General features: G+C 71.4%; 8 protein-coding genes. All 8 read right to left on the reverse strand.

Features of this window, described 5'->3' with window-relative positions; all coding sequences use genetic code 11:
* Window positions 1–32 precede the first annotated feature (32 nt).
* Entirely contained in the window at window positions 33–1,178 is a 1,146-nt protein-coding gene (locus HYQ63_RS01140) for a glycosyltransferase (RefSeq protein ID WP_257231512.1), read from the reverse strand.
* Window positions 1,179–1,289: 111 nt separating this feature from the next.
* Window positions 1,290–2,627 carry a UDP-glucose/GDP-mannose dehydrogenase family protein gene (locus tag HYQ63_RS01145; protein WP_179932064.1) on the reverse strand — a complete coding sequence of 446 codons (1,338 nt, stop codon included), beginning with the start codon at window positions 2,625–2,627 and terminating at the stop codon, window positions 1,290–1,292.
* A gap of 40 nt (window positions 2,628–2,667) precedes the next feature.
* Window positions 2,668–4,203 carry a GMC oxidoreductase gene (locus tag HYQ63_RS01150; RefSeq protein ID WP_179932065.1) on the reverse strand — a complete coding sequence of 512 codons (1,536 nt, stop codon included), beginning with the start codon at window positions 4,201–4,203 and terminating at the stop codon, window positions 2,668–2,670.
* 100 nt (window positions 4,204–4,303) lie between these two features.
* A complete protein-coding gene (locus HYQ63_RS01155) occupies window positions 4,304–5,767 on the reverse strand; it encodes an FAD-binding oxidoreductase (RefSeq protein WP_179932066.1) in 1,464 nt (487 codons plus the stop codon).
* A 66-nt stretch (window positions 5,768–5,833) separates the two neighbouring features.
* Window positions 5,834–7,033, reverse strand: coding sequence for a DegT/DnrJ/EryC1/StrS aminotransferase family protein (locus HYQ63_RS01160; protein ID WP_306664802.1), 1,200 nt, complete (start codon window positions 7,031–7,033; stop codon window positions 5,834–5,836).
* A gap of 39 nt (window positions 7,034–7,072) precedes the next feature.
* A complete protein-coding gene (locus HYQ63_RS01165; protein WP_179932067.1) occupies window positions 7,073–7,738 on the reverse strand; it encodes a class I SAM-dependent methyltransferase in 666 nt (221 codons plus the stop codon).
* A 47-nt stretch (window positions 7,739–7,785) separates the two neighbouring features.
* Window positions 7,786–9,060: a glycosyltransferase gene (locus tag HYQ63_RS01170; RefSeq protein WP_179932068.1), complete on the reverse strand. Its 1,275-nt coding sequence runs from the start codon at window positions 9,058–9,060 to the stop codon at window positions 7,786–7,788.
* Between the two features lie 257 nt (window positions 9,061–9,317).
* On the reverse strand, window positions 9,318–12,104 hold the full coding sequence (locus HYQ63_RS01175) for a BTAD domain-containing putative transcriptional regulator (RefSeq protein WP_179932069.1): 2,787 nt from the start codon (window positions 12,102–12,104) through the stop codon (window positions 9,318–9,320).
* Between the last annotated feature and the right edge of the window lie 221 nt (window positions 12,105–12,325).

Raw genomic sequence — 12,325 nt, forward strand, 5'->3', positions numbered from 1 at the left:
GCCGCCTGGGCGCCGGCGATGTGGGGAGTGAGTCAGGAGGCGAGCCGCTCAAGATGAGTCACGGCAGCCTCGACGCCCGGCAGGGCGAGCATCTCCTCCTGGGCACGGTGCGCCTCGGCGGTCACAGGCGGGTCGTCGAGGAGTTGGCGGCACGCCTGCGCCATCGCCTCCGGGCCGCGCTCGGACACGTGTGTGCCAAGGCCGAGCTCCGCTACCCGCTCGGCGTTGTACTTCTGGTCGCCGAACATGGGCCGTACGACCATCGGCACTCCGGCGCGTACGGACTCCCGGATGCTGTTGTAGCCGCCGTGGGTGAGGAACAGTGCCGCCCGCTCCAGCAGCAGCTGCTGCGGGAAGTGGTCGACCACCCGCACGTTGTCCGCGGCCAGAGCCTTGTCCACCGGCATGCCGAGGGTGGACACCACGGCCGAGCAGTCCACGGTGGACAGCGCCCGGACGACGGTGTTCAGCGGTTCGGCCGGATCGTACTCGGGGACGGGAGCGCCGATCTGCCGGGCCTTGTCCAGGAAGCCCAGTACGGTGCCGGGCAGTCCGGTGCCCAGTGACGCGAGGACCAGCGGCCGGTCGGCGGGCAGCTCATGCAGCCAGTCGGGCAGGGTCTCGCCGCGGGTGACGGTGCGCGGCTGCCGGTAAGCCACCGCCTCGGGGGCGACGGGGCGGGCGAAGGAGTACGTCACCGGCATGCAGTCGAACCGCCCGTGCCGGTACACCGACACCGGGTCGTCCGCCGGGGGCAGGCCGGCCTCCCGACGGCGGTCGTTCAGCATCGGCAGGATCAGCTCGGGGTCGAGGAACTGCCCGGAGCCCGATGGGGCCGGGACGTGCGGGACGCCCAGCGCCTCCGCGGCGAGCAGGGCGGCGAACTCATAGCCGTCGCGGAGGATGACGTCGGGCCGGAAGTCGCGGGCGATCGGCAGCAGCAGGCCGTACGCCTCGTTGAGCTGGGGGCCGCAGCCCAGGCTGGCCCACAGGTCGTGGGCGAAGCGGCTGAACTCCGCCGGGATCGGCAGCCTGCCCTCCAGGAGCAGCCGCATGCCCTGCTGGGTGATGTCGGTGAACACCCCCGTCACCCGCGCGGCCTCACCGTCGAACACGGGCACCAGCTTGGCCGCGGTGACCACGAGGACATCGTGCCCGGCCTCGGCGAGCGCGCGCACCAGCGGAAGCGAGGCACGCGCGTGCGAAGTCGATCCGGTGATACTGCACAGAACCCTCATCGGGGGCGAACCTTTCCTTGAACCGGAACGAAGTGTCGGGGGCGTGGACGGTCAGCGAGGCTCGGGGGCTGGGGGCACGACAGGGCGCAGGCCCACTCCGTGCCAGGCGATCCCGGCCGCCCGCAGCGATTCGGGGTCGAGGTGGTTGCGGGTGTCCACGATCAACGCCCGGTCCAGGACGGAGGCCATGCGGCCCCAGTCCAGGTCACGGAATTCCGGCCATTCGGTGAACAGCACCAGGCCCGCCGCGCCCTTGGCCGCCTGGTACGGGTCGTCGACAACGGTGACGCCGGGCACCGGCTCCGCCGGTTGGTTTCCCGTACTCAGCGCCGGGTCGTAGGCCACGAGTTCGGCGCCGAGCCGGGACAGCTCCTGCGCGATGGCGGTCGCCGGGGAGTCCCGCAGATCGTCTGTGCCCGCCTTGAAGGTGAGCCCGAGTACGCCGAGCCGGACGCCGTCGAGCGGGGCCGCGGAGTCGGTGCCGCAGACTCGCGCGATCTTGTCGGTGATGCGCTCGCGCTGGTGAACGTTGACGTCGATGGCGGCACGCAGCAGCCGGAAGTCGATGTCCGCCGACTCGGCGGTCCTGAGCATGGCGCGGGTGTCCTTGGGCAGGCACGAGCCGCCCCAGCCGGGGCCGGGCCGCAGGAACGCGCCGCCGATCCGGTGGTCCTTGCCCAGGGCGGTGGCGACCTGCCCGATGTCGGCGCCCACCCGCTCGCACAGTTCCGCGATGACGTTGACGTAGGACAGTTTCACCGCGAGGAAGCAGTTCGCCGCGTACTTGATCAGCTCGGCGCTCGCGGCGTCGGTGATCATCATCGGGGCGTCCAGCTTCGCGTAGAGGGCAGCCACGTGCTCGGCGGCCTCGCGGGACTCGGCCCCGACGACGACGCGGTCGGGGTGCAGGAAGTCGTGCACGGAGGTGCCCTCACGCAGGAACTCCGGGTTGCTCACCACCTGTACGTCCGGGCGGCCCAGCCGCCGGGTCAGCCGCGCCGCGGTGCCCACCGGCACGGTGGACTTGGTGACCAGTACGCAGCCGGGACGCAGCCAGTCCTGGATCTCATCGGTGACCGCGTCCACCGCGGTCATGTCCAGATTGCCGTCCTGGCTCATCGGTGTGCCGACGCAGACGAACACCGTCTCCGCGTCGCGTACCGCTTCCCCGGCGCCCAGGACGAAGGTCAGCAGGCCGGAGTCGAGGCCGGCGCGCACGAGTTCGGGGAGGGACTCCTCCAGGATCGGGACCTCGCCGCGGGACAGCCGCTCGACCTTGGCCGGGTCCATGTCCGCGCACACCACCCGGTGCCCCAGTGAGGCCAGACAGGCACCGGCGGTCAGCCCTACGTAGCCGGTGCCGATAACGGCGATGTTGTGCCGGCGCACGGGCAGCCACCTCGCTTTCTCGGGGGTCGGGTCTCGGGGGTCAACAGATTTCGCGGGCGAGCAGGGCGCTGATCGATTCCGCGGCGCGGACCGCCAGGGCCACGCTGGTCAGCGTCGGGTTGACGGCGGTGGAGGTGGGGATGACTCCGTTGCCGCCGACGTAGAGGTTCTCGAACCCCCACACGCGGGAGTACGAGTCGCAGACCGAGGTGCCGTCGTCCGCCGCGCCCATGCGGACCGTCCCCTGGTAGTGCTTGGAGCTGCCGGCCGGGAACAGGTCCGGTTCGTTGCCGGGCAGGAAGTCGCCCAGCCTGGCCGCGATCTTCTCCTGGTCGGCCCGGGCTCGTGCGATCCCCTCACGGTCGCGCTCGGTCAGCGAGTAGTGGATGGCCATCTTCGGCATCCCGTAGGCGTCGGCCTCGGTGGTGGAGAACTCCACCCGGTCGCTCGCCTGGATCTCCTTGGCCCCGTACCAGACCATGCCGACGAACAGCTCCGGATCGACGCCGTCGATCGGCGAGGTGTCCAGCGTCATGACCTGTCCGTGGCTCGTCCTGCCGGGGTCGGCGAACGGCACCCAGAACCGGCCGGTCTCCAGGTCGCGGATGTCACCGGTGAAGTCCACCGAGCCCCGCGCCTCGATCCCCGCGGTGGGGCCGTCCTTGACCTGCACGGAACTCACCGTCTTGGGCTGGTCGTTGAGGTAGCGGCCGAGCGCGTGCGGCCGGATGCCGGAGGCCCACAGCAGCTGCGGGGTGCGCAGCGCGTCCGCGGCCACCGCCACCGCGCGGGCCCTCACCTTGAACTCCGCGCCGCTGGGCAGGTGTTGCAGCACCGTGCCGGCGGCCCGGCCGTCCTCGAACAGCACGCGGCGGCAGATGGTGTCCGCCGCGATCCGGAACCGGCCGTCGCCACCGTGGGCGAGCGGCCCGAGAACCACGTCCGGGCCCGCCCATCGCGGCAGCGCCCCGGAACGCGGGGTGCAGGCGAGCGGCATGGGCTGGACATGCCTGCCCTCGGGGTAGTCGCCGTCGAACAGTTCGCTCAGCGTCTTGAGTACGAGCTGACCGCCCGCGGTGTCCTCGAAGGCATCTTGGGTGACGGAGAGCAGGTCCTCAGCCACCCGCAGCGCGGCGTCGAGTTCCTCGTCGGCGAGGAACGGGACGCGCTCGCTGTCGAGCGGACGCGGCGCGGTGCATGCCCAGTGGACACCCATGCCACCGATGTTGCTGGACATCACCGCGGCGGGCATGCCCTCCTGTTCCGGCTGCTCCTGGAGCCGCGGTGCGACCAGGTGCGTGCCGCGGTCGGCGTACTTCTTGACCAGCGCCCCGTCCTCGCCCGGCGCGGTCCGGGGATCGCGCCCCTGGGACTTCGCCTGCAACCGGTCCCGCTCCTGGGCGGGGAGGTTGCTCAGGTGCAGACCTGCTTCCTCGGTCAGGCGCGGGCCCAGGTCGGCCATGAGGATCCGCGCGGACGGCACCGCTTCGTAGACTCTGCGGGCGATGGCCGACCCTACCGGGCCGCTACCGACGACGAGCAGGTCGACCTCCGTGGGGATTTCGGGTCGGCTCATGCTTGCGCGCTCCTTGTCCTCGTCCTGAGTGCTGTGTGCTGTGCCGTGTGCCGGGCCTCGTCCTGGCCCTGGTGCTACAGGGGCATGTGGCCGGAACGGATCAGACCGCGGCCCGGACGGCCGCGTAGTACTCGCGGATCGTCTTGAGGAACTCGGGGTTCATCCGGGCCTTGGCGAGGATCTCGGCGGGCGGGGTGTAGTCGTCGTCCACCTCGTCGGCGAACTTGGCGTAGTCGGAGCGCAGTTGGGCCTCGATGACCTTCGGCCAGGCGTTCGGGATGGTCCACTCGTCCTCGTAGCCGGTGGCGAGCAGGTGCACCACGGCGGTGTCCACGATGTCCGCACGGCTCTGCGCCTGGATCGGCGCGCGGACCGGGCTGAACGTGCGCAGGTCGTGCTCCGGCTCCTCGCCGAGCAGACGGCGGGTCATCTCCTGGGCGAGCAGCGGCGACAGGTGGAGGCCGTCGCGGTAGGTGCCGGTCATCATCCACAGGCCGTCCAGGCTGGTCTCGCCGATGAGCGGGAAGCCGTCGAAGGCCACCGGGCGGTTGCCGACCTGGACCTTCGCGATGCCACTGGCGTCGAGGTCCCTGCGCAGCTGGCGCAGTGCGCAGTGCAGCAGGAAGGTGGTGTCGCGGATGCTCGGCACGTCCGCCGGCTCCGGCTCGATCGCGTTCGTGGCGCCGAGATAGACCTCGCCGCGGCCGCGCGGCACCAGGTGCAGGCCGCAGGCGAAGGCGCGGTTCGGCGTGCGCAGCACGCTGGTCGGGGCGGGCTTGTCGGGGTCGATGCGGGCCACGACGGAGACGCCGACTCCGGCGCACAGCCGCGGTATGCGCGCGGCGACGCCGGGCACGGTGTCGAGCAGGGTCTGGGAGGCGGCGCCCGCGGCGAGCACCACCTGGCCGGCGGAGACGGTGTCGCCCGTGGTGAGCCGGACGCCGGTGATCTTGCCACCGGAGCGCACCAGCTCCTCGCCGAAACCGGCGACCAGCACGCCGCCGGCCTTGACGTACGCATCCTCGAGCCGCTCCAGCAGACCGTTGGCGTTCACCGCGTGCTCACCAGGCACGAACATGCCCCTCAGCGGGCGGGTGGTCGGGTTGGGGTCGAGCCACTCGACGTCGGCCGGGTCGATGTCCTCGTACGGCTCCTTGTACTGCTCGAGGGTCTCCCGGATGGCCGTGTAGTTGGCGGAGTCGATGCCGGGGACGCCGACGGAGTTGAGCAGCATGACCGTGCCGTCGGCGACGCGGAGGTCCTCGGTCTTCCCGGTGTCCTCGGCGAGCCCGGCGAGCCAGTCGGCCCAGAGCTTGGTCGCCTGTACGCCGAGGTCGAGCTTGGCGCGGCCCTGTTCGCTCTTGAGGAGCGTCGTGGTCACCTCGCCGAACGTGCCGAGCATGGCACCCGCCGCGGTGGAGGCGGCCCACGGCCGGTCTCCCCGGCCGAGCACGGCGACCCTGGCGCCGCGCCGGGCGAGGGTCAGGCCCAAGGACAGGCCCAGCACGCCGTTGCCGACGACAAGGACTTCGAAAGTGCGGCCTGCCGGGTTTTCGTTAGTCATCGCTTGAGTCTTCCCATCCTGTGAAACCGCCGCTCAGGGCAGGGTTGTTCGGGGGCATCCGATGTTTCAGGGCTGTCCTGCGCCGCTACGCGGAAGTTCGGCGAGGACTTTGGCCACGCCCTCCACGACGTCGTCGATCTCCTGGTCCCCGCCCAGCAGGACCTGGTGCGGGATCATGAGTCCGCGGTGTCCGAGCCGCTCCGCGTTCGGGCAGCGCCGGGCGAGATCCTCGACCGATTCGTCGCCGGTCCTGGCGGTCCAGAACGCCTCGGTACGGTGGATCGCCGGGTTGCCGCCGAAGGCGGGAATGCCCTCCGCGAGCAGGGCGTGGGCCACGGTGTCCCGGTCCAGGCCGCCCAGTTCCCCGGGGTCCAGGACGAACATGGTCATGTAGTGCGGATTGACGGTGCACCGTTCGTCCCGCCCCTGGGGAATGACCCCGGGGATGCCGGACAGTGCCGCGGCGAGCTTCTCGTGCTGGCGCTCGCGTTGCTCCGTCTGCGCGGCGAGGCGGCCGAGCTGCACCCGGAGCACTGCCCCGGTGAGCTCGGACATACGGAAGTTGGACGAGGCGGTGCGCAGGCTCAGGTCGCGGGCCCGGCCGCAGTTGTGGCGCGTGCGCGCGTCCTCGTAGCTCTCCTCGGTCGGCAGCAGCAGGGCGCCGCCCTCGCCGGCGGTCACGACCTTGGTCTCCTGAAAGGAGAAGGTGGCCATGGAGCCGAGCTCGCCGAGCCCCCGGCCGCGCCACCTGGCACCGTGCGCCTGCGCCGCGTCCTGGATCACCGTGATCCCGCGGGGGTCCGCCCAGGCGGTGATGGCGTCCATGTCGGCGATGTGGCCGCCGATGTGGACCGGGATGACCGCCCGGGTGCGTTCGGTCGCCACCGCTTCGAGTCCGGCGGGATCCAGGCAGAAGGTGACGGGGTCCACGTCCACCGGCACAGGGATCCCGCCACGGCGCTGGACCGCGGTGGAGGTGGCGATGAACGTGTACGCGGGCACTATCACCTCGTCACCGGGCCGCAGCCCGATGACCTCCAGCGCGAGTTCCAGAGCATGTGAACCGTTGGTCACCGCGAGCGCGGCGGGCGCGTCATGGAACTCGGCGAACTCTTCTTCGAAGAAGTCCACTTCCTTGCCTCCGTGGCGCCACCAGGACCCCTGGTCCAGCGCCCGCACCACGGCTGCGCGCTCCGAGTCGTCGAACTGCGGCCAGTCAGGAAAGGGCGCGGTGCGCACTTTCGGCCCGCCGTTCATGGCCAGCATGAGCGTTTTCTCCTCGGTGCGGTGCGGATGTCCGGGTGGTCAGGCGGGGACGGTGCCGAAGGCGCCGCGGGTGCCGAAGGGGTCGAGCTGCATGTCGAGCCCGCACTCCTCCTTCCACCGCTCGGTGATCTCCTTGCCCCCGGCGCGGTTCACGTCGTCGAGCAGCACGCTCGCCCCGGGGGCAAGGAAGTCCCACAGCACCGGGACCGCGGGGTAGCGGGCCATCGTGCGCCCCCGCTCCCAGCCGGGCGGCCCGTCCACCAGCAGCAGGTCGACCAGGCCGTGCTTCTCGGTGTACGCCCCGACCTCTTCTGTGACCGTCTTGGGCGCGTACCAGTCCACGTTCTTCACCGCGGCGGGGTGCTCCTCCAGCGGCGCGTGGATGACCGTCGCCACCTCGGAAAGGCCCTCGGCGGCCAGCTGCGTGGTGACCCGGGCGGCCCATTCCCCGTCGTGCTCCAGTGACAGCATGTTGCCGTAGCCACGCTGCGCCATCATCCGTGCGAACATCACCGTCGAGGTGCCGCTGCCGCACTCCAGGAGGACCTTGCGGTCCCGCAGAGCGATGTCGTCCAGCACCTTGATCATGGCGCTCGGCCGCAGTGAGACCACGGAGAACGGCAGGTACGGCCCGTTGTTCAGCAACGGGGACAGTCGTATCCACGAGGCCAGGTCGTAGAACGCCTGCAGGAACTGCGCTTCCATCTGCCCGTCTCCAATCTTCGTAAGGTGAATCGGCCGTGTTCCGTGTGTCAGCCGACGAGTCGTGCGAGATGGTCGACAGCGGCGTCCACCGGAGGGAGCGAGAGCATGCGCCGCTGGGCCTTACGCGCCTGCTGGGCGAACCTCGGATCCTCCAGCAGCCGGGTGCAGGTCTCGGCGACGGCGTCCGCGTTCGCCGCGGGGACGCGCAGCCCGAGCCCGAGTTCCTCGACCCGGTTGGCGTTGTGCAGCTGGTCGCTGACCTCGGGGAGCACGGCCATCGGCACGCCGGCCCTGACCGCCTCGCGGACGCTGTTGTAGCCGCCGTGGGTGAACAGCAGCTGTGCGCTCTCCAGCAGCAGCGGCTGCGGGATGCGCTCGAAGACCCGTACGTTGTCGCCGACGACGTCCTGGTTGAGCGGCATGCCACGGGTGGCGACGATCGCGGTGCAGTCCACTTCGGACAGTCCCTTGACGATCGCGTTGAGGGGGTTGGCGTCGCCCTGCATCAGGGCGTTGACCATGACGGCGGGGTCGACCTGGACGCCGTCCATGCCCTCGAACATGTGCCCGGCGACCAGTCCGTCGAAGAACAGGCCCAGGATGCGCGGGAACACACTGCTGGACATCACCGAGGCGAACACGTTGGTGCTGGACACCACGACCAGCGGGCGGTCGGTGGGGATGTCCTGAAGCCACTCGGGCCCGGTCTCGTCGCGGACGATGCTCGACGGCTGCTGGTAGGCGAAGGTGTCCGGGATGTCGTAGGTGGTGAAGGAGTAGTCCGGCGGCATGCAGTCGAAGCGGCCGTTGGCGTGGATGGCCTCCGGCTCGGCCCCGGCGGGCAGGCCCAGCTCCGCGCGGCGCTCGTTCAGCTCAGCCAGCACCAGCTTGGGGTCCAGGTACTGCCCGCCGCCCGATGGGGCGGTGACGTGCGGGATGCCGAGCGTCTCGGCCACGAGGTAGCCGGCGAACTCGACGCCACTGCGCAGTACGATGTCCGGGCGGAACTCGTGGGCCACATCCAGCAGTTGCCGGTAGGCGTCGGTGACGTGCGGGCCGCAGGAGGTGGCGACGAGCGTCTCCGGCGCGAACGGATCACTGGGCATCGCCTCGATCCGCTTCTCCTGCAGCAGCCGGAGCACGATCTCGGCCATGTCGGTGAACAGCGGCTTGACCCGTATCGGCTCGCCGTCGAACACGCCGGCCATCTCCGGCGGCGATACCACGAGGACCTCGTGGCCCGCCTCGGCCGCCGCCCGTGCCAGGGGAAGCAGGGCACGCGCGTTCGAGGGCGACAGCGCGATGCTGCACAGAATGCGCACAACTATTCCTTTCCACGCGGGAGCGGAGCCGGCTGCCGCGGACAATCGCGGGCGAGAACGGGAGGATCACACCGCCCGAGCCGCCGACCATCGCTATGGTCGGGCCTCACACTCAGTGTTTTCCCGAGTATTCAGCACGCTTTGCCGCCGCCGGTGCATCCGAAGATAGGCGATTCCGCAGCGCTTACCCAGTTCCGCGTTTCCATCGTCGAGTAACCGGCACCGGCACCGTCGCTCGCCAAGGAATTGAGTCCGTCTCATTCCGAGGGATTCACAGGTGCCCGGTCGCTCCAGGAGACGGCCCGCCGCACCTTTTCCTCGCGCATCGAGGAGGAAATCAGCGAGTCCACCACATCGCGGATCGCCAGATACCGGAAGGCGTACTGGATTTCGCCGGCCGGGGAGCCGTGCCGGGAGCGCCTCAAGAGGTCGCGCCGCTCCAGATAGTCCAGCCACTTCGCGGCTTCCGCCCGGTCCCCGTCGCCGACGGCCGCGACACTCTCGGCGCAGAACACCCCGCCGAGCACCGAGGCGTTGACCAGCACGGCCTTGGCGTCCGGCGGCACCGTATCCACCCGGGACGCGATCACCCGGTGCACGTAGTCCGGCAGCGGCGGTGCCGCGGATCCGGGCAGCGGCCGCTCCCGCAGCTCACGGGCGTACTCGACGGCGAACAGCGGGTTCCCGCCGATCCGCGTGATCAGCTCCTGCCGCAACTCGCCGGGCAGCGTGTACCCATCGCGCGCGAGCAGGGCGGCCAGCAGCCCGGCGGTGCCCTGGGCGGACAGCGGGTCCAGGGTGAGGGTGAGGGCGTCGCGCAGGCCACCGCCCCAGCCCGGCCGGGCGTCCAGCAGTTCAGGCCGGGCGGTCACCGCCACGAGCATCGGCACGGTGCCCGCGGTGTCGCCCAGGCACTGGATGAAGTCCAGCACAGACGCGTCGGCGAGGTGCGCGTCCTCGAAGACGACCACCAGGGGCCGTTCCGCGGCGAGTTCGGCCAAGAACCGCCGCCACACCTCACCGTCCGCCGTCAGGCCGGCCGGGTCCGGGCCCTCGGACCGGAGCAGCCCGCGCAGCCGCGCCAGCGTCCCGGTGCCCGTCTCACCGGTGCCGAACAGACGGTGGACCTTGCGGGCCAGCTTGTCGTCCGCCAAGGCGGCGGAGTCCCCCGGCTCGATCCCGGCACCTGCGGCCACGATCCGCTGGAGGGGGCCCAGTGGGGCGCCCCGGTCGGAGAACGATCCGCGCCCGGTCAGCACGGTGAACTCGCCGGAGCCGCGCCGGGCCATGGTGGCGAGTTCGGCGACCAGCCTGCTCTTGCCCAGACCTGGCTCACCGAGCACGGTCAGGAAGTGGGGACGCCGCCGTCGGCACACGTCGTCGAGCAGCCCGCGCAGCTGCTCGATCTCGCGCTCACGATCCATCAGGACCAGCGGTCCGTCCGCACGTGCGTGATCGGGGCGGACGACGACGGGTTCGGATCCCCCGCCCGGCTCCTCGACCGGCTCGTACTCGACGGTGCGCTCGCTGCTCCTACGCGTGGTCGCGCACACCCGGATCCCGCCCGGGGGCACGGTTTCCAGCAGCCCCATGCAACTCTCCGGGACGGCGCCGCTGACCACGGGGATCGGACCGGTGCCGTCCGCCGCGCAGGTGACGAGCACCTCGCCGGTCGCCACGGCCACCCGGACCGCGGTCTCCGCCCACCCAGGCCCCGGCGCCTGGCCGCCGGGACCTGGGTGGCCCGGGCCCCGGCGGCCGAGCCGGTCGCGGATGGCCAGCCCGGCCTGCACGGCGCGGGCCGCGTCGTCCTCCCCGGTGCGGGGAACGCCGAACAGGGCGAAGGTGACAGGACCGATCACGCCGGAGACCTTGCCGCCGTGGCGTTCGATCTCCTCACGGATGGTGGTCGTGAGGCCGCCGGCCGGCTGCGCGGCGTCCTCGGGGTCGCCCTGCGGGCCCCCGCCGGGCTTGGTGCGCACCAGCAGCATGCTCAGCCGCTTGCGCTGCTCGGTGAGGCCGCCGCCCGACGGGGCCGGCGGGGCGGGCCTCCGCGCCGCCACGTGCCGCGCCATCCCGGTGGTGGCGGGCGGGGTGCCGGTCTCTGTCCGCGCCGGTCGTGGCGGGGCCGTCCGCCGGCCGGCGGACCCAGCACCGGCCGGAGCGGGCTGGGGCGGCGGAGCGGGCTGCGGCGGCGTCCTGCGGTAGAGCTCAACGGGCGGGCCGCCGCGCTTGACCTCACTCTCCTGGGCGATGATCCCCAGCGCGTCGGGCTGGGACAGCACCGGGTCGTGTTCGAGGATCGCCCGCTCCATGTCACGCAGTACGCGGCCGGGCTCCAGGCCCAGCTTGTCGGCGAACGCGGTCCTCGTGCGGCGGTAGAGCTCCAGCGCGTCCACCTGGCGGCCACAGCGGTAGAGGCCCAGCAGCAACTCGGCGCAGAGCCGTTCCCGTACCGGCTCCGCGACGACCAGCGTCTCCAGCTCCTGCACCACCTCGTGATGTCCGCCGCAGGCCAGCTCGGCCTCGAACAGGTCCTCCTGCACGGCGAAGCGCGCCTGCTGGATCGCGGTCAGCTCCGGCCAGTCCGTGCCGGCCTCGGCCAAGTCCGCCAACACCGGGCCGTGCCACAGCTCCAGCGCCGCCCGGAGGGTCTTCGCCGCGGCGATCCAGGACCCGGCCGCGAGTTCGGCGCGCCCCCTGTCCGCCATCGCCTGGTAGGCGGTCAGATCCAGCGCGTCGGTGTGCACGCTGAGCAGGTAGCCGGGCGCGTGGGTCAGCAGCATCGGCGCGGGGGCAGCACCCTCGCCGGTCCCAGCGCCCCCGCGGTCTGCGATGCCGGTCTCGCCGCCCCCGCCCTCGATGTCCTCGACGGACAGCAGACCGCGCAGGCTGGAGATCGCGTTCTGCAGCATCTTCCGCGCCGTGGGCGGCGGGTTGCCCGTCCACAGCGCCCGCAGCAGGGTGCTGGTCGCCACCACCTGGTTCGCGTGCAGCAGGAGGAATCCGAGTGCGGCGCGCTGTTTGATCCCGCTCAGCGCCACCGGGCCACCTCGGCCGAGAACAGTCAGCGGACCCAGCACCCGGAACTTCATACCGAAATCGCTCCCGTTCCATCCCCGTGGTGGATATCCCAACACTCCGCCGTCCGGGAACGCCCGAGAGCACGCACGCCGAGGGGTGGGCGCCTGGGCGACCTTCCCCCGTCGGCCCGGCCAGGATGCTACGGGAGCGCTACTGGGGAAATCACCGGCTTCGGCTCCGG

The sequence above is a fragment of the Streptomyces sp. Rer75 genome, assembly GCF_013414305.1.
Lineage (GTDB): Bacteria > Actinomycetota > Actinomycetes > Streptomycetales > Streptomycetaceae > Streptomyces > Streptomyces himastatinicus.

What these genes read in the sequence shown, in the direction of transcription:
- HYQ63_RS01155 (WP_179932066.1), bottom strand. Translation starts at nt 5,767, where the DNA reads ATGACTAACGAAAACCCGGCAGGCCGCACTTTCGAAGTCCTTGTCGTC.
- HYQ63_RS01150 (WP_179932065.1), bottom strand. Translation starts at nt 4,203, where the DNA reads ATGAGCCGACCCGAAATCCCCACGGAGGTCGACCTGCTCGTCGTCGGT.
- HYQ63_RS01165 (WP_179932067.1), bottom strand. Translation starts at nt 7,738, where the DNA reads ATGGAAGCGCAGTTCCTGCAGGCGTTCTACGACCTGGCCTCGTGGATA.
- HYQ63_RS01160 (WP_306664802.1), bottom strand. Translation starts at nt 7,033, where the DNA reads ATGCTGGCCATGAACGGCGGGCCGAAAGTGCGCACCGCGCCCTTTCCT.